The organism is Paenibacillus sp. NPDC057886 (assembly GCF_042796655.1).
Classification (GTDB): domain Bacteria; phylum Bacillota; class Bacilli; order Paenibacillales; family Paenibacillaceae; genus Paenibacillus.
This window is the reverse complement of the sequence record NZ_JBHVMZ010000010.1, coordinates 247,132-267,255: the sequence shown is the minus strand read 5'-3', so window position 1 is coordinate 267,255 and position 20,124 is coordinate 247,132. Positions and strand designations below refer to the sequence as shown.

19 protein-coding genes and 2 pseudogenes are annotated in these 20,124 nt (G+C 42.0%); 11 read left to right on the top strand and 10 right to left on the bottom strand.

Annotated elements, in window-relative coordinates:
* Nucleotides 1-292: 292 nt before the first annotated feature.
* From ACFVQB_RS29085 to ACFVQB_RS29060, 6 genes are all read right to left on the bottom strand, one after another.
* Complete coding sequence (locus ACFVQB_RS29085; protein ID WP_379447608.1) at nt 293-772, bottom strand: DinB family protein; 480 nt, start codon at nt 770-772, stop codon at nt 293-295.
* A 107-nt stretch (nt 773-879) separates the two neighbouring features.
* Nucleotides 880-1,500: a hypothetical protein gene (locus ACFVQB_RS29080; RefSeq protein WP_379447606.1), complete on the bottom strand. Its 621-nt coding sequence runs from the start codon at nt 1,498-1,500 to the stop codon at nt 880-882.
* Nucleotides 1,501-2,044: 544 nt separating this feature from the next.
* Nucleotides 2,045-2,533, bottom strand: coding sequence for an NUDIX hydrolase (locus ACFVQB_RS29075; RefSeq protein WP_379447603.1), 489 nt, complete (start codon nt 2,531-2,533; stop codon nt 2,045-2,047).
* 167 nt (nt 2,534-2,700) lie between these two features.
* Nucleotides 2,701-2,934, bottom strand: coding sequence for an XRE family transcriptional regulator (locus ACFVQB_RS29070; protein ID WP_379447601.1), 234 nt, complete (start codon nt 2,932-2,934; stop codon nt 2,701-2,703).
* Between the two features lie 99 nt (nt 2,935-3,033).
* On the bottom strand, nt 3,034-3,288 hold the full coding sequence (locus tag ACFVQB_RS29065) for an aldo/keto reductase (protein ID WP_379447598.1): 255 nt from the start codon (nt 3,286-3,288) through the stop codon (nt 3,034-3,036).
* An 876-nt stretch (nt 3,289-4,164) separates the two neighbouring features.
* Nucleotides 4,165-4,638, bottom strand: coding sequence for an HIT family protein (locus ACFVQB_RS29060; RefSeq protein WP_379447595.1), 474 nt, complete (start codon nt 4,636-4,638; stop codon nt 4,165-4,167).
* A 482-nt stretch (nt 4,639-5,120) separates the two neighbouring features.
* Here ACFVQB_RS29060 and ACFVQB_RS29055 point away from each other — a divergent pair, with 482 nt between their 5' ends.
* The 5 genes from ACFVQB_RS29055 (at nt 5,121) to ACFVQB_RS29035 (ending at nt 10,136) form a co-directional block, all read left to right on the top strand.
* Entirely contained in the window at nt 5,121-5,795 is a 675-nt protein-coding gene (locus tag ACFVQB_RS29055; RefSeq protein ID WP_379447638.1) for a response regulator transcription factor, read from the top strand.
* Entirely contained in the window at nt 5,780-6,874 is a 1,095-nt protein-coding gene (locus ACFVQB_RS29050; protein ID WP_379447592.1) for a HAMP domain-containing sensor histidine kinase, read from the top strand. The genes ACFVQB_RS29055 and ACFVQB_RS29050 overlap by 16 nt, the downstream gene beginning before the upstream one ends.
* A gap of 60 nt (nt 6,875-6,934) precedes the next feature.
* On the top strand, nt 6,935-8,410 hold the full coding sequence (locus ACFVQB_RS29045; RefSeq protein WP_379447577.1) for a serine hydrolase domain-containing protein: 1,476 nt from the start codon (nt 6,935-6,937) through the stop codon (nt 8,408-8,410).
* A gap of 344 nt (nt 8,411-8,754) precedes the next feature.
* A complete protein-coding gene (locus ACFVQB_RS29040) occupies nt 8,755-9,120 on the top strand; it encodes a hypothetical protein (protein ID WP_379447574.1) in 366 nt (121 codons plus the stop codon).
* Nucleotides 9,117-10,136 (top strand): phosphotransferase family protein, encoded by a 1,020-nt coding sequence (locus tag ACFVQB_RS29035; protein WP_379447571.1) that lies wholly within the window; start codon nt 9,117-9,119, stop codon nt 10,134-10,136. Before ACFVQB_RS29040 ends, ACFVQB_RS29035 begins: the two co-directional genes overlap by 4 nt.
* Before the next feature lie 235 nt (nt 10,137-10,371).
* Here ACFVQB_RS29035 and ACFVQB_RS29030 read toward each other — a convergent pair whose 3' ends face one another.
* From ACFVQB_RS29030 to ACFVQB_RS29020, 3 genes are all read right to left on the bottom strand, one after another.
* Nucleotides 10,372-11,571 carry an MFS transporter gene (locus ACFVQB_RS29030; RefSeq protein WP_379447635.1) on the bottom strand — a complete coding sequence of 400 codons (1,200 nt, stop codon included), beginning with the start codon at nt 11,569-11,571 and terminating at the stop codon, nt 10,372-10,374.
* Nucleotides 11,572-11,829: 258 nt separating this feature from the next.
* Nucleotides 11,830-12,867, bottom strand: coding sequence for an ROK family protein (locus ACFVQB_RS29025; RefSeq protein WP_379447569.1), 1,038 nt, complete (start codon nt 12,865-12,867; stop codon nt 11,830-11,832).
* A 198-nt stretch (nt 12,868-13,065) separates the two neighbouring features.
* Complete coding sequence (locus ACFVQB_RS29020) at nt 13,066-13,335, bottom strand: hypothetical protein (RefSeq protein WP_379447566.1); 270 nt, start codon at nt 13,333-13,335, stop codon at nt 13,066-13,068.
* Nucleotides 13,336-13,444: 109 nt separating this feature from the next.
* On the opposite strand from ACFVQB_RS29020, the gene ACFVQB_RS29015 reads away from it, so the two are divergent.
* The 6 genes and pseudogenes from ACFVQB_RS29015 to ACFVQB_RS28990 all read left to right on the top strand — a co-directional run.
* The gene (locus ACFVQB_RS29015) at nt 13,445-13,660 is read left to right on the top strand and encodes a helix-turn-helix domain-containing protein (RefSeq protein WP_111618597.1); all 216 of its coding nucleotides are present in this window, start codon (nt 13,445-13,447) and stop codon (nt 13,658-13,660) included.
* Nucleotides 13,661-13,958: 298 nt separating this feature from the next.
* Complete coding sequence (locus ACFVQB_RS29010; protein WP_111618596.1) at nt 13,959-14,438, top strand: hypothetical protein; 480 nt, start codon at nt 13,959-13,961, stop codon at nt 14,436-14,438.
* Nucleotides 14,438-15,946 carry a hypothetical protein gene (locus ACFVQB_RS29005; RefSeq protein ID WP_379447562.1) on the top strand — a complete coding sequence of 503 codons (1,509 nt, stop codon included), beginning with the start codon at nt 14,438-14,440 and terminating at the stop codon, nt 15,944-15,946. The genes ACFVQB_RS29010 and ACFVQB_RS29005 overlap by 1 nt, the downstream gene beginning before the upstream one ends.
* A gap of 721 nt (nt 15,947-16,667) precedes the next feature.
* The gene (locus ACFVQB_RS29000; RefSeq protein ID WP_379447560.1) at nt 16,668-17,279 is read left to right on the top strand and encodes a TetR/AcrR family transcriptional regulator; all 612 of its coding nucleotides are present in this window, start codon (nt 16,668-16,670) and stop codon (nt 17,277-17,279) included.
* 194 nt (nt 17,280-17,473) lie between these two features.
* A pseudogene (locus ACFVQB_RS28995) lies at nt 17,474-18,796 on the top strand (metal-dependent hydrolase family protein).
* A 13-nt stretch (nt 18,797-18,809) separates the two neighbouring features.
* Nucleotides 18,810-19,313: pseudogene (locus ACFVQB_RS28990) on the top strand (DUF554 family protein); the annotation flags it as partial.
* 55 nt (nt 19,314-19,368) lie between these two features.
* Here the strand turns inward: ACFVQB_RS28990 and ACFVQB_RS28985 are convergent.
* The gene (locus ACFVQB_RS28985) at nt 19,369-19,962 is read right to left on the bottom strand and encodes a YdeI/OmpD-associated family protein (protein WP_379447558.1); all 594 of its coding nucleotides are present in this window, start codon (nt 19,960-19,962) and stop codon (nt 19,369-19,371) included.
* Nucleotides 19,963-20,124 lie beyond the last annotated feature (162 nt).

Genomic DNA, 20,124 nt, shown 5'->3' with positions numbered 1-20,124 from the left:
AAAACGGCCGTTTTTTGTCAACTACAAGAATGGATCTCTGGTTTACCCAGCTATATCAAGGGTTTGTTTGGAGATTTGAGCTGCGAAAGTTGAGTTAATTATTATAATGCAAAGATATACTTACTGAGATACGTCCTTATAACGTTGAGATGGTGTTCAACTAAGCTGCCCGTTAGTTAAATAAAAGCAGCCGATTATGTTGAATCGCCTGCCTCCTTGGTTTTATTGAGTTATCGTTTCCCGTTAGTTCAATGCCGATCCCATTCCGAGTAATGGTGATTATTAGGCCCCGTTAGAGCCTCGCGAACGTGATGTAATCGACTTGGACAGGCTCTGCCGATTCGATCCGAAGTGCCCGGTTGATCTGTCCCCGGTGATATTGCCCATGTAAGAGGACCTGCAACAGGATGTCCCGGACGGACGTTCGGAACGGAACCCCGTTCTGGTTCGCATAGTCGATCATCTCGTCCAACTCGGACTCCTCGAGCCCTTCGATATAGATGCGATATTGCTCGGCGTTTTCTTCGAACATCGTCCGGATCGCCGTCAGGTCTTCTGCTTCCTCCCACAACGAATATTGCGCGCTGTCCTTGCCCTGCAATCGGGACAGCCATACTCGTTCCGCGACCGCAACATGCCGAACGAGTTTCAGAAGGTCCTTGTTCTTCGTCTCACTCTCTTCGAGCGCGTCCAAGATACGTCCGTCTGCCCAGTACATGTGGTCCATCATACACTTGATCGTCTTCATTTCGATTCCCCCTCTTCGTCTCATCGATTACTTGAACCTACTGTCTCCCGTTAGTTTCATCAATGAAGCTTTTCATTTGATTTAACTGATCTCTGACCACATGCCGTAGTGTCTTGGTTGATCGCCATCGTTTAGCGTAAATCCATAAGGACTTGTTTCGCATAAACATTCCAGTCTGCTTCATCTGTGTCAATCTCTAAAGTTGGAATCAATGATTGTTTCGTAGCCATTCGAAGTTTTTCTTGATTATCTAAAAACGCTTCACATACTTGAGTAGCAGTAGACTTTCCCATCACATATGACTTCCAAGCTTCACCGCGACTTTCAATAAACCTAGGCTCAACAGCATCCTGGGACAAGGTTAAGAGTACACAATGTGCATTCATCCTGGATAGACGTTTCTCAAGCAACTCAATCTCAGGAGAGGCTTTAAATGCAGCTCTATGATTTACATGAAACCTCTCTAAAAGAAAGAATATACCTTTTGATGGTTTTGAATGACCAAGAGAGTTAATCCAATCGTATTGTTGTTCAAGATAATCAACATGTCGATTTAGAAGTGAAATATGTTCATCCTTATCCATTGATCTTAAAATACCTTGGCATGAATGCAATACTTGTGAATAGTGTTCACTTATTGCAATTATAGTTTTTTCACTATTCTGTGTTTGACTATGTAATCTCTTTATAGCAGAAAATAATGATGTTTTTCCTACAGTAGACATCCCTTCGATAATTACACCCCGAATCATCTTCCTACTCCTCCTAAGCTTCTGGGTATTCTACCCTTTAGTATACTTGGCCCCCGCTCAAATAGTAGATTTATTCGACGTAAGAATTAAACTAACCTTTCCCGTTAACGTAATATTCTATTAGTTACATCATTCGGAATTGAACCATCATTATAACGATAAGAGTAGAAATAAAGCTTAGTATTGCAATGAGAATATGAAGACAACTGAATGAGATTTTTTCCAGAAAAATTCTTTGTTTTTTTTGAATAAAGCACGAGTAAATTAACACAGTGATCACAATGGGCAAATATTGATGAAGATCCGGTCCATTCTTACTCGGTAATACTTTATTAATATATCCACCTATTGTTTCATCAATGATCATAAATGCATATATAACTCCGATTATCGCTGAAATAAAAAACTGAGATGCTAACTGAACTAGATTTTTCTTCAAAAAGAAAGGACCAAGTTTTCGGTATAGGTCATTGACCATTATATATTTGTTGCCTCCTCATTTTTTCTCGTTTCCCGTTAGTTCAATACACCATCCCTCGTACAACTAAACACTCCTTTGAAGCTTGATATTAAATTCTGTCGTTGACGCAGTGACATACTCCATATAATTCACAGAGCCGTTAAAGTTCAAATAAGCTTCATAACGCATGCGGATTCCAGGTAAAGTAATCAAATCCAGAACATTTTCCTTTGGAACCCATCTGCATTCGCTCGTTTCATTAGAAGTAGCTAAATCTCCACCCACAGCTTTACACACGAAATCAAACATGACCTTGGTAGGGACATCAGTCACACCGTCATACCACTTATGGATTGCTGTATTTGAAACAACACTAATTAAATGGCTAACCGTGGCGTCTATTCCACTTTCCTCTTTAATTTCACGAATCACACCATCAATCAGGTTTTCTCCAACTTCAGTGATCCCACCAGGATACACCCAACCATCGTCATGGGCTTTTACTAAAAGGATATTTCCAGTTCCATCTTCTACAATTCCGCCTGCAGATACAATATGTGTCGGGAACGCCATTTTACAACCTCCAAATAAGATAAAGTTGTATATTTATTCCACATAATTCCCGTACTTTCCTGCCTTTGTGAATTTCTAAAAGGTACTGTCGAACACGATTGAACTAACCTGCCCGTTAGCTTAATGAATCAAATTTGTAGCCTTAATGCAACCTACCACTTATTCCATTAATCTCCCATTACTTCATTATCATTCGGAATTAATTCATACAAGGCACGAACATCACAACCGATGGAATCGGCGATCGATATGGCAATTTTGAGTGGCATCACTCTTTTGTTTTCAATAAAGTCGTAAACTCGTTCCGGTTTAAAAAGCAATTCTTTTGCCAGCCATTCCGCTGACTTTCCGGATTCCATCAATCGTTCATTTAGTAAGCAACGTCCTAGTTCAAATTTCAAGAAACGATGACCTCCCTCATAAGATAATATTTAACCTTAAGAGTAGTCCATTAACAGCTTGAATATACTTCATAAAGGGGGCCATATTGATGAAATTCCTCATAAACTTGCCTCTGCCGCTCTGAGGACACCTTTGTAAGAATAATTTTTTGCAGAGACTTTAGTCACAAGAAAAACATCATTTCTAATACCATGGATGGCTTGACCAACAATTTTCTCTGCTCCTCCATTCCCATATTCTTCGGCAGTGTCAATCAGAGTAAGTCCATTCCTAATACCAAAACGCAACGCCTCTACTTCCTCTTTTTCTTTCTGCTTACCATATTTCCAAGTCACTTGACCATCGTTTCCCATTAGTTAAATCATGTTTCTTAGTATGTAATAACATTAAAAAGAGCTACCTTATAGCCATTAAGACCATCTCGTCGAAACGTCATTTGAACTTTTTCTGGCTGCTCTCCTTTCATTACTGTCATTTCCAAAATGATTCAAACTCAATGTTATCCGAACCTTTGATCGGCAACACATGGGCGTTCGCGAACAAAAAGTTGTCGTGATACTTTTTACGAAGAGTGCTCATTATTTTAGGATGCAACTCGATTATCAATGCCTCCTGCATTAGCGAAAATTGAGTTATGTCTATTACTGGAGTATTTTCCTTTCCAGAAGTTGGAGTTACGATTAGCGAAGTTAACCCAACAGCTAAAACAAACGTCAAAAATAACTTTATCAAATGCAAACACCTCGTAGTTGGGATATTTTATTTTTCCCAAAATGATGAGTTGAATGCAGTTTTAATTGAACTAACCTGCTCGTTACATCAATGAAAAACGGAAGCCAGTCGTGGTCAGCTGCCGTTATGTTGAGGTTGAACTATCGTTTCCCGTTAGAATTCCTGTAAAATAAATAATTTGGTCTTTGTAAAAAAACGAGCGCCTCGGTACGATGGGGTTGCACACGAGGTCATAGCCTCAAAAAGCCCATCATCTAGGAGGTCGCTCTACTATGAAGTTTAAAGCCCAGGATAAACAAAATCAACTCATTGAAAACATTTCCTCATCGCACATTGTCTTCCCGTTCTAACTACAGGACGAGATCCTGCGAATTCATGAGTTTGAGTGAGAAAACTAAATCATATTGAGGGAGCTTAATGAGAGAACCTAATTTTACTCTAGTAGAGCCCGCGTAATCTCAGGTTCTACTTGGGTTATCATTCGCTCCTCCTAGATCTTAAATGTTTTCCTTTATCCAAGAACGCAACTTATCAGCATAGAAAGAGCGTTCATCTGGATCGGATTGAGAACCCTTTGACAGATAAAGTTGATCATTCACATATCTAGGGTAAACATGGAGATGATAATGCCACACGTCTTGATTGCCAGCAGGCTCATTATGTTGGCGCGTAGAAATCCCATCACATCCATATGTACTTTTCATTGCAAATGCTGTAAGCTGAGCCGCGCGGTGAATTTCAACAGCGTAATCCGCAGGGAGTTCAAAGATGTTTTCGAAATGTTGATTAGGAATAACAAGAACATGTCCTTTATTGTTTGGCCACCATTTGCTCGCTATAAATGCCGTTACCTTTTCATTCTGATAGATGATATCCCTTTGTTTTGTTCCCTGATTAGGTTCCTCGATACCCCAAACACGACAAAATGGACATTCGTATCCTTCGGGCTTATGTGAAAATGATGCTGTCATCTTTCTCATTCAACTCCTCTCATTTTTTTCCAACAAGCTATTAGACGCAGGGCAACCTCTGTTCGTTGCGTTATTCTGCCCGTTAGCTTAATGAAGAAAAGGTAAATAGCAATTGAATACTTATCTAATCGTTACAAGCTGTTGTTTTTGACCCGTACAAAAAAATGTATCGATAAAACAAAAACCAGCCGCTATCTAAGCGACTTAAGTGGGGGAGTATTTTCCCCTCACAAGAGCTAATCCAAAAGATTCAATAATTGGATTTTTCACTATCTATCCAATATTTATCTCTTCTCTACCCTTATTACTGCGTCACTAATACTCTGCTAAATAATCTAAAAAGGGTTCGTACCTGCCGCTAGAATATCGGTATCCCAACGTCCTCTCCATTTGTTTAGATCCCACAATTAGATGGCGATTTTAATTTTTGTAGATCTTTGCTATGCTGAGTTAAATATTTGGATACGGGAGACTGAGCATTGATGCATAAAATACTGATTGTCGACGATGAAGTAGATCTTCGAAAGTTGCTGTCCGATTATTTTGAAATCAACGGATATTCCGTCCTAACGGCAAAGGACAGCAGAGAAGCGCTGCGGAAAGTGGAACAACAACCCGATCTTGTTTTGCTAGATATTAACATGCCTGATCAGAACGGCCTTCAATTATGCGAGAAGATCCGAGACTTTGTATCGTGCCCAATTTTATTTTTAACGGCTAGAATTGAAGATACCGATAAAATAGCCGGATTTCGGGCCGGAGGCGATGACTATATCCTGAAACCATTCAGCATTCACGAGCTGGGGGCCAGAGTCGAAGCGCATTTGCGTAGGGAGCAGCGAATTCACACCAAATCCTCGGTAAGGTTTAACAATGATTTGGTCATTGACTACACAGCCCGGGAGCTCTATTACCTAGATAAGCAAATTCCACTGGCCAAAAAAGAGTTCGACATTATCGAGTTGCTGTCCACTCATCCCAATATCGTGTTCGAAAAGGAACGCATGTACGAAAAAATTTGGGGGTTGAACAACCAAGGCGACGCAAGTGTAATCGCAGAACATATCCGGCGAATTCGCTCTAAATTAAAGGAACACGGCTGTGATGACCGAATCGAGACCGTTTGGGGAGTAGGATACAAATGGCCAAGCTCATGAATGGACTGCTGCTCAAGCGATTTACCTTACGGCAATCTTTTATTCTGTTATGCGTAGTCACGCTTATTGCCGTGCTTGCCGTCATAACTCTGGAGTTCACCTGGGCGGAAAAGCTACGGTTGCGTTTCGGAGAATCGGATTGGGCGCTTCCCTCTCTCGTCGCGGCGGTGATGCTAACCGTGGCAACCGGAATTGTCACCATGGCCATTCTATTTTACAGATGGAAACTAAAACATCCGCTGGATCTATTGAAGCAAGCCTCCGAGAAAATTTCGGCTAACGATCTAGACTTCCGCATTTCCTATGACAGCCGGGACGAGATGGGCGAGCTGATCGCGACATTTGAAAACATGCGCTCAACATTGGAGAAAAACGTAAGGTCACTCTGGCGTTCAGTTGAAGAGCGCAAAAAAATCAATGCAATTTTCGCTCATGACCTGAGAACGCCGCTGTCAGTGTTGAAAGGAAACACCGAGCTTCTCGCCGCCTATCTGCCCGAGAAAAAATTGTCAGAAGAAAAGGTGCTGGATCTAATCCATACCATGAACCTTCACATCGTGCGTCTGGAGAGCTATGCGGAGGCTATGAACTCGATTCAGAAACTGGAGGACGTCCCAGTACATCGCCAGCTGACGGATATAATCTCGTTGACAACTCTACTAAACGGCAGCGCCGAACAAATCGCAAGGCAAATCGGCAAAACCTTCGTGTCATCCATGGAATATGATAATGCCGCTATCAACGTGGACTCCTATATCGTCATGCAAATTTTCGAAAATATGGTGGCCAACGGGGTTCGATACGCTGCCAGTCAAGTGAACGTTCACTATGACATTCAGAAAAGCTTTATGAAAATTACCGTCTCAGACGACGGGCATGGTTTCTCAGATGAAGCCCTGCACAAGGCTGTGCTCCCTTTTTACCGTGGCGAGGTGTGGGATGCGACTGAACATCGCGGGCTGGGCCTTTACATTTGCAAGGTGTTTTGCGAAAAACATGCAGGGAGCCTACAGATCGAAAATGGACCTCAAGGCGGCGGGAGTGTTACGGCAAGTTTTGGGATCCAAGTTGATAAATAGTTGAAAATGTTCTGATAGCATTTCCTTATCTTGAATTCTAGGAGTGCTATGATGCTAAAAATGAAAAAAAGAATGTTTATTGCAATCAGCTGCTTACTATTGTTATGTGCTGTGTGGCCAAATCCTGTATCCGCCACGGAAGCCCGAGACAGGTCAGAAATCCTGCAAGACATCGACGAATACATGAATCGGAGCATGAAGGCCAATCACATCAAAGCTGCTTCACTCTCCATAGTCAAAGGCGATGAGGTCTACTACGCAAAAGGCTACGGAACATTCGAAGATGGCCAAAGCGTTACGAGCGACACGCAATTCCCCATTGCTTCGTTAAGCAAGTCCTTTACCGCATTGGCCGTGCTACAGCTAGCGGACAAGGGCCAGATTGACCTGGATGCGGCTTACGATTCTTACTTTCCAGTGCAATCTCCACAGGATTCCCGCGTTCATGACATCACGGTCCGCCATTTATTGAATCAAACCAGTGGTCTCAATGACACAATAAATCCCGATATGACGAGATTACCTCAATTCCAAACCCTGCATGAAGTGAACCGGTTGTTAACCCAGGTGCAACTTGCCCATAACCCTGGAACAGTCTACAGCTATCATAATCCCAATTACGTGCTGCTGGCGAACCTCGTAGAAAGCGTAAGCGGAGAGCGCTTTTCGGATTATCTGAGCAGCCATATTTTCAAACCGCTAGGAACGGACCATACCTTCAGTGTCAGCACGACGCAGCAATTCTATGGGAATGAAACTATTCCGCTAGGACATTACTTGATTTTGGGACGTGCCGTAGGCCAAACGGAACCGCTGTGGTTCATTGACGGCCCAGCCGGCATCGTTTCAACCGCGGAGGACATGTCTTTATGGATGCTTGCCCAATATCACGGACACCTACTTTCTCCTACCCTAATGAAACAATATCACGCAGCCGGCGCCATCGGTCCCTACGGCATGGGCTGGCTTGCAGACCAAGACGAATCCGGGGACCGAATGATCTCCCATAGCGGCATTTTCTGGACATACAAGTCGGAAGAAATGATTTATTTGGATGAGCAGCTGGGTATTGCGGTAATGTTTAATTCTGGTTTAAACGCTTTTGTGGATTACTCGACTTTTATCAATGAAATCGCGAATATTATGAGGGGGAAGAAGCTTGAAGCCTCATTTGTGAACGGTCGAAACATGGAAATGATCATGATTGCGCTGATCATCGCTACGCTCGTATGGGGCGTATATGCCTATTTTCGTATCCGCCGGAGAAACAAACGCCTAACGATCAGCAAAATGATTCTGATAACCGTCGGAAAGATGATCCCGATCCTAATTCTCTTGTCACTGTCCCCATTGATGACGTTTATCGGCGGAGGACGCGTGCTGCCTTGGTTCGGCATCTGGACTACTCTGTCGTCTCCAATCATATGGCTTGTTGTATGGTCGCTTGTCAATGTTGTGCATTTGGCTTGCTATTATTACGTTTATGTTCAGAATAAAAAGCGTCTCTCCATAGATTTTAGGATAATTCATGGTTAACCTTATTCGGCATTGATTTTTTTTCCAGAATAGGTTATTTTGTAGACAGCTTAGCGATAAGCAAGTTCCTGACACGAAGGGAGATGTGTTTTAATGGCTACTACTTATATGGTGGTTTCATCTTAAAACTGAATAGTAGGCATACGCGAAAAAAGCGGGATAACTTCCGTATTATTTGGTATGCCATCCAAAGTAACCTTTCGTGAATATTGCTGTTTGCAGATACGATGAAGGTCGTATCTTTTTTGCGTCCTGATGCCGCGCGACAGCAGCTTCTTTAGAGGCTGCTTGCCCGTGGCATTTTTGCGTCCAAAAAACAACATTAAAGGAGCTAACAAAAAAACATGATGGATTTGAAAACCTATGGCTATACAGAAATAGATGCAATTCCCGACGGATTATTACCCGGCAGGGTGACGGAACTTCGGCGCCAGCGCTTCACGGTCATGACTGGGTGCGGCGAAGTAACGGCGGTGCTCAAAGGTACGTTTTATCACAGCGCGGAAACACGCGTAGTATGCGTGAGCTTGGTCTTTTGGATGCTGACGAAGGCATACGCGCAAGCTTTACCGATGTGGAGGGACGGTTCCCGCAATGCCGATTTACGAATTGCCGCCATCAGTCCGAGCCGGGCTGTGCCATTCTTGCTGCGCTTGCCGATCGCCATACAGAGCAAGCAAACGAAGAAAAAAGGAGGTGGGAAGAAATGAATATAATTAATTTCGAAACGCTAATCCATGCCTTAAGCCGACGGTTCAAGAAGGATATCATCTCGGCCGACTGCCAAACCATGCCGTTACAAGGCGGAACTGTAGGAAATGTATATCTGGTTACAGGGATCGCCGAAGCCGCGGATGGCGAAAAATTGTCGTACCGTATCGTGCTGAAAATCCAGAAGAAATGGGAACGTTACGGCGATCCAGGTTCTTGGCGCCGGGAATATGATCTCTATGCGTCTGACTTTGGAGCAACGTTCACGGATGTCTTCCGCTGGCCGACATGTTATCTCGCCGAGATCAATGCCGAAGAAAATGAATTCCAGCTGTGGTTGGAATATATCGATGGTGTAACCGGTTTAGACTTGACTGGTGACATGTATGAACAGGCTGCACTGGAGTTAGGACGCTTTCAAGGCAAGCTGTATGTAGATCAGCCCGCTGTGCTGCAGAGTCTGACTAACCTGAGTCATGTGGATCTCATGAAGAATACGTATCTGCATTACCGGTCATGGCCGGTCGTCTACGATTATATACGCTCCGAGGACTGTGAATTCCCGCAGCATGTACAGCAAATGCTCATCGACATCGATGAGCACGCAGACGAAATACTTACCCGCATCGAAAAATTGCCCATCGTGTTATGCCACCGGGACTTCTGGGTGACCAACTTGATCTATGCCGATGGGAAAATCGCGCTCATCGACTGGGATACAGCCGGATGGGGCCATTTGGGCGAGGATCTCGCAAGCCTGATTGCGGATGAAGCGGATATTGATCACATGGTCGAATACTACCAGCGATGTGTCCCCGCGTATTACAAAGGCTTTTCGGAGTATGCAGATGTATCCCCAATCGCCAATCATTGCGTCTACGAGCTGATCCTTCTCGTATTCGGATACAGGCTTGTGGAGGGGTATCTCCATACAGAGAACGATAACGAAAAGACGAAGCTTGTCCATACGCTCCAAAAAGTCTATGAAATGAAGACCAGCTCGGCATTGGGTTAACCCTAAAAAAAGAACTCCGATAACCCTTGAATATAGTGGGTTTCGGAGTTCTTTTCATACTCCCTTACCATCCGTCGCCGCAGCCTGCTCGTGGTGTGGTAAGACGCAAGGCATTCAATCGTATCTTATTTTCAAATATTATAGCTGCGCTAACCTGTCCGTTAGCATAATAAAAAAAGCAGGATACTGAAGCACCTGCTCATCAATATGCATTATTCAACTATCAAAATGATAACTAAATCAGTTCCTGCTTCCGCTTTAAATACCCATACAACACCACTCCAGATGCAGCACAGATCACGGCGCATAGACCGATAAACCCATACCCCGCTTGAAGTCCGCGCAATAGCCCCAACTGAGTGGTTGGACCATACGCATTCTTCACGCCCTCAATCACCCAACCAATCACATAGTTACCAATAACACTGCCAATCCCCATCAGGGTAACCGTGAATGTAATGGCGGTGTCACTGCCGTTTGGATATCTGCGTGCGATAAATGCCATAACTGTTGGATAGATCATCGCAATACCCGCTCCCGATACGGCAAAGAAGAACGCCAGCCCCTCTCCGCCTGCAATCGCGACGAACGTGCATACCGCCGAGAAAGCAGAGAACAGAATCAGCGACAGTACGAATCCAATCCGGTCCGTCAATGGACCAAGCAGCAGACGCCCCAGCGAGAAGCTGAGGAAGAACGCAGACAGTAGCCCAGATGCTTTGACCGTGTCCCACGTATAGGCTTTCTCCAGGAAGTTAACGAGCCAACCCCCAACCGCCAGTTCCGATACCACGCCAAAAGAAAGAATGAGCACCATCAGCCAGATAGCTGGATCACGTGTTAACGTCTTCAGTGATGTCCGATCTTCATGAGGAAGATCATCCCCTGGAAACTTGCTGCGCATCGCCGCAATGATCGGCAGCAGACAGAGCGACAACATCACCAGATACATACCCCGCCAGTCCAGTTCGTGACCAAACACGTGCAACGACATCACACCTGTCGCCAGCAAAGGCGCAACCGTTGAACTCAACCCATAGAAAAAATGGGAGAGGTTCATCATCGTACCTGTGTTTTTCACAAAGATCCGCGCCCCCAGAATCGCCAGCGCAATCTCCAGCATGCCGTTTCCGATGTACATGAAGAAGTATGATGAAGCAAAGAGTGGATATGTATGAGACACATAAATGAACACACCCGAGAGAATCATCGATGCAAATGAAATGATGCTAACCGCCTTGATACCCCATTTGCGAACCAGGATGGCGGTGAAGGAGCAGGCGATCAGGTAACCCAGTGCATTCAGGGACAACAACGTCCCGAGCTGTTTCTCATCCAGATTGAAGTCGAATTGAATGCGCGGAATGGCTGGTCCCTTAATATTTTCCGATATCCCGAATACGATAAATCCCAGAAAAATCGTTGCCAGTTGCATGGCATACAGCTTGTTGAACTTTTTCTTGTTTCCTTGTGTACCTGCTTGCTGATTCAAATTAAGTTCCTCCATTGTGTTCGGAAAAATGGTTACACGTTATAACTACGATTACAGTACCATCTTCCGACCGCTGTTATCCCTGTATTTTTTTGAATCTTTCCTAAAGGTGAAAATACAGTGATAAAGGCGTTCTTCAGATTGGTTCTGCCCTCTCCGTTATCGTGTAAAATATTTTGCTTAACTTCATAAAGTAGTTGCTTACCATTGCTTCTCAATTACCTGAATGCGGTAGGTCAGGCTCTCCAGCGTCACCGCGACCAGCCCCGTAACATATTCGCGCCGAGTGTCTCTTTGGATGATCAACTCAGGCATATGCTCCTGTGGAATCAGATGATTCAGACAGCCTTGCGTCAGGCCATCCAGCATGGCCGGGTCCATCGTATCCCCTGTTACCACAATCGTGGCCGGGTTAATGATCGCGATAATGGATACCAGCGTCTGTACCACAAGTTCCTGCAACCCTTCAGTAGTTTTCAGCATTCTCAGCTGCTCTTCCCGTGACACGCCAAACGGCAGAAAAGATACCTCTCCCCCAAATTGCGTGTTCCCGGTCAGCGGACGACCATCAATGATAAAGCCCGCACCCGGAAAATGGTTCTCCGGGAAAGTCACCACCGCAAAGTTCTTCTCTTCCTCAAATTGCTGCTGGTTGTACAGTCCGTAGACGGTCAGGTTCATGTCGTTGCCAATGACCACTTCCACGTCTTCATATTGCTCCTTGAGCCTTGGGCCGAGCGGCTGATACATCAGCTCCGGTACGTCGCAAATCCCAATAACGCCGTTGTATGCCACCCCAGGTATGCCGATACCAATCGCCTGCACATTGTGGTGTTGTTCAATCAGGTTTGCAATAAGATCCTCTACCACCGGGACATTAATCTCATCCAAAATGAGTGTCTGTTCGTCGGCCATCTCTCCGTTCAGATTGGCATATGTATGTGTGATCGAGTGAATGCCGCCCTCTGTTCGAATAATCAGGCACAGTACACTGGCGTAGTCAGCATTAAACTGGTACCGACTCGCTGGTCTTCCGCCGCTCGATTCGTCTGGACCCAGATCGATAATCTCACCTGTTTGAAGCAACTCGTTCAGGATGGTGCCACATGTCGCAACGCTGAGTTTAGTCAGGTTCGCGATAGAAGCCTTTGTGCCTACGCCCATTGATCGGAGCGTATTCTTCACCAGTTCGACGTTGATGCGCTTCACCTGTTGGGTGTTGTGTGATTTAGGTAACATCTTTAGTTGTATGCCTCCTTCCGTTCATCTCGAACCATTCAATGAATGTTTTTAAAAGTATTTTAATAATTGAAGTGTAGGGGGATTTGGAAGGAAAGTCAATGCTTAATTGGGAGCGGGAAACGTTTGGGTGGGAAGGAAAAAAGACAGTTCAAGATCATCTTATATGATCCTGCACTGTCCTTTAGTTAAGGTGGTTTATGTAGACTGGCTCATTTGATTTGCCAAGATGCTTTTCTCCAGTCGAACTTCAAATAACTTTCTGTTTAGATCCTGTTCCATGGCATGTAGGTGATATGCTGCTTGTTTCACGGTATCCATCTCTAGCACACCTGCCTGCTTCGCAATGATGTCCATGGCGTCTAGAATAAGTTTGTTGCATGTGACCAGTTGGTTAACATAATCGTCTTCTAGTTCAATGAGTTGTGCGTACTGCAAAACGAGGTCTCCGCTGTTGGTACTTGTCATGTCACCACTCCTAAAATTGGTACGCATAAGAGTACCAGATATACAAAAAGTATATGGTACTCTCATGCGTAACGTCAAGACCATATGGGAATTTTAGGAGTGATTTAACATGGCAAAGAAAGTCGTTGTTAATATTCATAAACTCACAGAAAAACATAATATCTCGTTGCGTGAACTAGCACGATTGTCTGATATCCGCCACGCTGCGTTGAGTGAGTTGCAGTCTGGGAAACGAGAGAATATCAATTTTGCCCATATTGAGCGGATTGCAGAAGCGTTGGATATAGATGATATTAGGGAAATTATTGAGATTCGAGATTGTTAATCCCTCTATATTCACTATTATCGCCATTTCCGAAATTTTGTTCATAGTTAACTATTCAGCACTTTTTTGTAACTATGTGAGTGGTCATTAGTTAACCTAATACTATCAGAGGTTTGATCGAAATTGGTTGTGGAAATTAAGTAAATAATCAGATTTTTTATAAGTTCATAAAACAGAGGGTTACTGCTCCATAAATAAACTTTTAGATAATATTCTTTGTACTACAAAAATTGCCTTTTTTTTGTTATGGTAGAATGAAACTTCATCTTTTGAACGTTAGAAAAGGAGATTTAAAGAAATGAATTGGCAAATGACAGATGATGATTTCGAAGTTTTAAAAGGAAATATTCAAAAAGAATTAGAAGATATCAAGGTTTCTCCGCTCCATATTCTTGAGTTATTAGAAACGTTCGATAACCCCTATTCTACAGAAGAGGACTTCCACAGCATTCTTTTAAGGATTTTCAATAGTTTTTCTGATTTGGATTCCACGAAACTTTATTTCAATAATTCAAAAAAGAATGTTATTAAATATGTAGAAGATGAAATATATAAACTTATTTGTAAAAGTAACAAAGAATATTCAAAAGAGAGAACCTCTTTGGTTACAAAGTATGAAACTGTTATTACTCTTGTTTCAGCGTCAATGTCTGCAAAGTTCGGCATTGAATCAGGGCTGATTTCGGGGATTGTATCTTCTGTATTGTTAACAATTATAAAGTTGGGGAAAAATGCTTGGTGTATTCGAAAAACAGATACACTAAAAGGTACACAATAATGAGAGATCTTCTTGCACAATATAGTTTCCAAAACTTCACTCAAATTGAGTCAAATCAGTATCATTCTAACCCAGATGAATTATTTTCACTAAGCATACACGAATTATCTCATATGTTCTTGGCAAGAGGTACAAGCTTTGGAGCCTTTAATTTCATTATTGAAGAGGGAAAAAAGTATTGTTTGGAAAATTTCAAGCTTCAAGATATGGAAAAATTAAACTTACTTTCAAAAAGACTTATAGAAGCTTCTGATATTACTCACGAATGTTTATCCTATTATTCACAATTTGCTTATTTAAAAAGTAGCAATCCCGAAGAGTTCAGAGAAAGAATTATAGATTTAAAAAAAACAGATTCATATGTTGCCCATAAAATTCATTTAATCATAGACTTTCTAGAAGATGAGAACTGGCAAGAAATATTTAACTCTACGGTGTTATTCCGCACTGCTAGACTTGCTATGAATATACGAAGCGATCTCCTATTTAATGAAAATTTGCTACAAGAGGAGTATTTAGTTCAATCATTACTAATAAAACACGGTTTAGATTTTAATCCAAATAAGCGCTTCATTATGTTAGTTAATTCACTGAAAAAACTTTTGAAATCATACCCTGTAGGGTCAATAACAGATGAAATCTTGTTATCAGAAGCTGGCCTATACTCTATTGAATGCAGTAAAGAAACTGTATTAGATTTTTTTGCCTTTATGAGAAAACTCTTCATTAAATATTGCTTCCCTACTGAGCCAGTTGACACGGTAATTAACAATACAAGAAATGCTAAACCAACCAATATGAATGATCTGAATGAACCTACCGAAGATGATATTTTAGAAATACTTGATCTTATTAGACCTGCAGTTATTAATACTAATTATAATTATGAGTTCCATTTATCATTTGATGAGGTTCAAAGTATTGATGGGATAATAAGCTCTTTTTGGATTGTAATTATTGGTGATATGTACCAATTAATATTTGATGAAATAGCAAAAGGAACCCGTTACGTTATTTTCGCAGATAAGAATATCTGTAAATTATCTTTAGCAAAATACAATTTACCAATAATTATATATTCAGAGGATTATGAGAAACTTTTAATTGAATTTCCAGAAATTGATAAAAGGGAACTGTTTATATATACTGAGCAACCATATTTAAATAGTAAAGAATTCATTAAAACGTATTCTTCTGAACAACGAGAAATAATGTTTTACTTTTTAAATAATGAGATAATTGTAGTATTTATCAAACTAAAAAGTAACGCTATTTTTACCATGTTCCACACCAAATATTCAATTAAATTAATCTATAAAGATATAAAAAATAAATTTTTCAGATATATTAACACCGAAGGTATAATAGATGATGTTTTTTGGAAGGAGAATAGAGACTGGTGGAAATATGAAGATATAATTAAATCCTTAACACAGACTACTATGTTTAGGATCGATCCAGAGATTCCGCCTTTAGGACGAAGAATAAATTTAAATGACCTCTTATAAAAAAGGTAGAAGATATTCAATTAAATCATAATGATAAAAATCCTTATCTGTCAATATTTCCGGGAAATTTGCGATTTTAACGGAAGTATTGACCTACCCTAATGGGTAAAACACAGACACCAAGACTTTTGCCGCCAGTTTTTCCCCCTCCTGTCTATTATCAAATAAGGCTAACGGTAACTATATTAAAGCATCTTCAGCAAGATCTCATCCGTATAAAAACGCTGATTGTTTAATCTTAAAAACCTTGATGATCGATTAAAGAGATCTCTATTCAGAGTCGTTTTGAAGGAAGTATATTGAGTTCACTGTAGTCACTTTAAACAGCTTCATAGATATTTCTATTAGACTATTTCGAGTAAGTTTCCTCTTTATCTCAACTCTCCATAATCACAAATTGATGTCCAAATCGGCTTCCATCATCTCCGAATTTCTCAACAAAACTTTTATTAACTTTTCTACGTATCTAAGTTCCTTAATGCACTTTCAAAACTATATTTAGAATGTAGAAGCTCTAAATTAAAAACTATTAGTCAAAATTCCCTCTCATGTTTAAGATTGATTAAATAATGTACATAATAAAGATGGTGATAATCCTCGTTTTAATATACTTGATTACGGATGCGCGTAGCTTCAGAATACTTTTTCTTATTTGACACCCCTTCCAAAAAGTTCTATCCTAATAACGAACCAACCATTCGCTATTAAGGAGTCGTTCCCGATGGTGCAAGCCAAGAAAGACGAAGTCAGGAAAGAGATTGAATACGCGGCGCTCAAGGTCTTTTTTGAAAAAGGCTATGCGGATGCCAAGATGAGCGATATTGCGGATGAGATCAATATTTCCGTGGGCAATATCTATACTTATTTCAAGAACAAGAAAGAACTATTTTACGCCGTCGTGCCGCCGGATCTGGTGGATTATTTGAAAAATGTGCTAGTGGATACGATTCACTTTGATAATCAGACGTTGTTCGAAGAAACAGATAGCGAGCGAAAGTCGGCTCTGTTGCAGGAACAGGTGGACGTATTACGGAAGTATCGGAATCAGATCGTCATCATATTTGAAAAGAATAAAGGTACGATCTACACCAACGCCAAGAATGAACTTGTTGAGCTGATGATCGAAACCAAAAAAGCCTACCTGAAAAATCAATATAAACGGTATGAGATTGGTAACGAGGAGAACTTGATCTTGCTGAACATTCTCGCGCACAATGTAATCGACATGAACCTGGATCTGTTGAAGCGGGATATGAGTGAGGACAGCCGCAAGCAAATATTCGAAGCGTTGTATGTATACAGACTGTACGGCATGAAGAGTTTGAACGAATAACTGCCCATGCCCATACTGAGAAAGCAAAGCGTGCAGATCAGATCAACTCCACTTGATTTGCACGCAAAAAAAACTTCATCATAGATCAGCCTATTTTTTTGATCTAAAAATGAATTTATAATTCATTATTGAATCAGTTATCTATCTTAATCCTAATCTACTCACCACATCTACATTCTAAGGAGGAACACAACATGAACACCGCATATGCTTTAAAAAACGTTAATCTGATCCACGGAGATTTGAACCGCAATCTGCAAAAAAACATGACCATTCTCGTGAATGAACAAGGACTCATTCAGGATATCGGCCAAGATAATGAGCTACATATCCCAAGTCACTACACAACAATTGACCTCTCAGGAAAATATGCGATGCCAGGGCTGATCAATGCCCACGTGCACCTCTTTGCAGATGGTAAACCGTTCAGTCTCTCGGTCAGTGAAGGCTTGTTGCAGTTTGCCTATGATCGGATATTGAACACGAAGTTTGGCAGAAACGTTTTGAAAAAACGTATGAAACGTAACGCGCTGACCGCACTCCATGCGGGTGTGACGACGATGCGCAGTGTGGGGGAGTTCTTTTACACCGACGTCCAGCTGCGGGATGAGATTAATAACGATGAATTCGTTGGTCCCAATCTGCTTGTCTCTGGATTTTTCCTTAGCGTAACGGGAGGACATGGTGCTCCATTCCTAGCTCTGGTTGGTGACTCCCCGTGGGAAGCCAGAAAAAATGTACGGATCAATGTCAAACATGGCGTGGATCTGATCAAAATCTGTGTTACGGGTGGCGTGACGGATGCGAAAATGGTGGGCGAAGCTGGCCGTTTACAGATGACGGTAGACGAAGTTGCAGCGATCTGCGATGAAGCCCACAAGATCGGTTTGCGGGTGGCGGCCCATGTGGAAAGCACGGAAGGTGTAAGAGTCGCGTTACAAGGTGGCGTCGATACCATTAAGCACGGTTCGGAGATGGACGACGAAATCATTCATTTGTACAAGAACAATCCAAATGCCCTAAGTGGTTACACCGCACTCATCCCCACCCTGCAAGCCGCTTATCCATCCGCATCACTGGATACCAGCGTAACAAAGGTAAGTGCAACAGTAAAAGAAAACTCCAGACTGGTCTATGATTCCATGCTCAAAGGCGTGAAGCAAGCGATCGAAAACGACATCACCATAGGAATGGGCACTGATACCGCCATGCCATACGTGACTCACTATGACATGTGGAGAGAGATGGACCACTACATGAGACAGGCCAATCTGAACAACAAACAGGTCATCGACATGGTGACCTGAACCAATGCGAAGATCCTGGGTGTTGACGAAGTTACAGGAACGGTGGATATCGGAAAATATGCTGATCTGATTATCCTGGAACAAAATCCGCTGGAACATATCGAGGCCTTATCGGACATCCAAATGGTTATGGTCAAAGGAAATCTAATTCAAACACCATCTGTCACAAGAATCAAAGAAGTCGACGATGTTCTAAACTCAGTTTGGTGAATTCAGGAGTGAAATTATACTAGGCATATTATTCAATTGCTTTTCCATTATATGCGGAAGCACCATTGGAGCCATCTCCAAAAAGTTTATGAATAACGGATACAAGTCCATTTTAAATCAGGTTATTGGCATCAGCGCACTCATCATAGGCATTAGTACAACCATGAGCAGCATCTCCACAAGCCAATATCAGATTATGTTTATCATTTTCCATACCTTAGGCGGGATCATTGGACAACTGATTAATTTCGAGAACATCTTGTCCAACATCATGACCAAATTCTCGTCTAATGGCTTAAATGAAGGATTAACTGTTGCCATATCATTGTTGTGCGTAGGATCGATCCCAATTTTGGGACCACTACAAAGTGCATTACAGGGGGACAACACCTTTTTGCAAATCAATACGATCTTCTCTGGCATTACCTCATTGATTCTGGCATCCACCTTCGGGATCGGCATCATCTTCTCAGCGTTCATTCTTTTGGTGATCGAAGTCCTAGTCTTCTTCTCAGCTGATTTCTTATCTATCTGCTGCCTGCATTATTTATCCCGATCTTTTGGCTGTAGAATTAATCATTCAATCCCTTGCCCTCCAGGATCGGCTGCATATACTTCTCAATTCGTGACACTTTCGTCTTGGATTGCTTGGGTTGTGAGAAATAATAAAGATATGCTCGCTGCCGCCCAGGTGTCAAGTCTTCAAATGCAGCCTGGAAGGCAGGGTTCTCATCAAATTGCTGCTGAAGTTCTTCAGGAATGGTATATTCGGCCGTCTTTTTCATTTCCACTTGCAAACCAGCCTGTTCCACTTCAATAGCTTCCTGGATGTAGGCTTTCAAAATGTCTTCCTGCTCCACAATCTGCTCCATATTGGTAAAGCGAATCTGGCGAGCAGCCTGTACATTCTCCGTTTGCTGAACCAGGATACCATGCGTGTCCTTTAACAGGGCACCTTTGAAAAAAAGAACGGCAACGTACTCTTTAAATCCGTGGATTACAACGATGTTTTTCCCATTCAGCATGTAACAAGGATGCATCCATTTCATATCCTCAGTCAGTTCACAATCCAGGATAATCTCTCTCAGTTTCGTGGATTCCTCCTTCCACGTTTTTAATTTCTTTAGATAGCCTTCAACTTTGCGCGTTCCATTCGTATTGGTCATCAGTGAATACCTCGCTTCATTTCATCTATTTGTGTTTTGTTTTCATACCATTTTGAACCACGCTTCTTATGATCTCACAGGTTCAATTGTACTGGCTTTTAACAGATTGTACAGAACCACTTCCCAAGTTTGTATTGACCTGTATTCTTCAATTTAAACCTT

Excerpts from the sequence above, each read along its gene's own strand:
- ACFVQB_RS29085 (WP_379447608.1), bottom strand. The coding sequence starts at position 772 with ATGAGACGAAGAGGGGGAATCGAAATGAAGACGATCAAGTGTATGATG.
- ACFVQB_RS29080 (WP_379447606.1), bottom strand. The coding sequence starts at position 1,500 with ATGATTCGGGGTGTAATTATCGAAGGGATGTCTACTGTAGGAAAAACA.
- ACFVQB_RS29075 (WP_379447603.1), bottom strand. The coding sequence starts at position 2,533 with ATGGCGTTCCCGACACATATTGTATCTGCAGGCGGAATTGTAGAAGAT.
- ACFVQB_RS29065 (WP_379447598.1), bottom strand. The coding sequence starts at position 3,288 with ATGGGAAACGATGGTCAAGTGACTTGGAAATATGGTAAGCAGAAAGAA.
- ACFVQB_RS29060 (WP_379447595.1), bottom strand. The coding sequence starts at position 4,638 with ATGACAGCATCATTTTCACATAAGCCCGAAGGATACGAATGTCCATTT.
- ACFVQB_RS29055 (WP_379447638.1), top strand. The coding sequence starts at position 5,121 with ATGCATAAAATACTGATTGTCGACGATGAAGTAGATCTTCGAAAGTTG.
- ACFVQB_RS29050 (WP_379447592.1), top strand. The coding sequence starts at position 5,780 with ATGGCCAAGCTCATGAATGGACTGCTGCTCAAGCGATTTACCTTACGG.
- ACFVQB_RS29045 (WP_379447577.1), top strand. The coding sequence starts at position 6,935 with ATGAAAAAAAGAATGTTTATTGCAATCAGCTGCTTACTATTGTTATGT.
- ACFVQB_RS29040 (WP_379447574.1), top strand. The coding sequence starts at position 8,755 with ATGATGGATTTGAAAACCTATGGCTATACAGAAATAGATGCAATTCCC.
- ACFVQB_RS29035 (WP_379447571.1), top strand. The coding sequence starts at position 9,117 with ATGAATATAATTAATTTCGAAACGCTAATCCATGCCTTAAGCCGACGG.
- ACFVQB_RS29030 (WP_379447635.1), bottom strand. The coding sequence starts at position 11,571 with ATGCAACTGGCAACGATTTTTCTGGGATTTATCGTATTCGGGATATCG.
- ACFVQB_RS29025 (WP_379447569.1), bottom strand. The coding sequence starts at position 12,867 with ATGTTACCTAAATCACACAACACCCAACAGGTGAAGCGCATCAACGTC.
- ACFVQB_RS29020 (WP_379447566.1), bottom strand. The coding sequence starts at position 13,335 with ATGACAAGTACCAACAGCGGAGACCTCGTTTTGCAGTACGCACAACTC.
- ACFVQB_RS29015 (WP_111618597.1), top strand. The coding sequence starts at position 13,445 with ATGGCAAAGAAAGTCGTTGTTAATATTCATAAACTCACAGAAAAACAT.
- ACFVQB_RS29010 (WP_111618596.1), top strand. The coding sequence starts at position 13,959 with ATGAATTGGCAAATGACAGATGATGATTTCGAAGTTTTAAAAGGAAAT.
- ACFVQB_RS29005 (WP_379447562.1), top strand. The coding sequence starts at position 14,438 with ATGAGAGATCTTCTTGCACAATATAGTTTCCAAAACTTCACTCAAATT.
- ACFVQB_RS29000 (WP_379447560.1), top strand. The coding sequence starts at position 16,668 with ATGGTGCAAGCCAAGAAAGACGAAGTCAGGAAAGAGATTGAATACGCG.
- ACFVQB_RS28985 (WP_379447558.1), bottom strand. The coding sequence starts at position 19,962 with ATGACCAATACGAATGGAACGCGCAAAGTTGAAGGCTATCTAAAGAAA.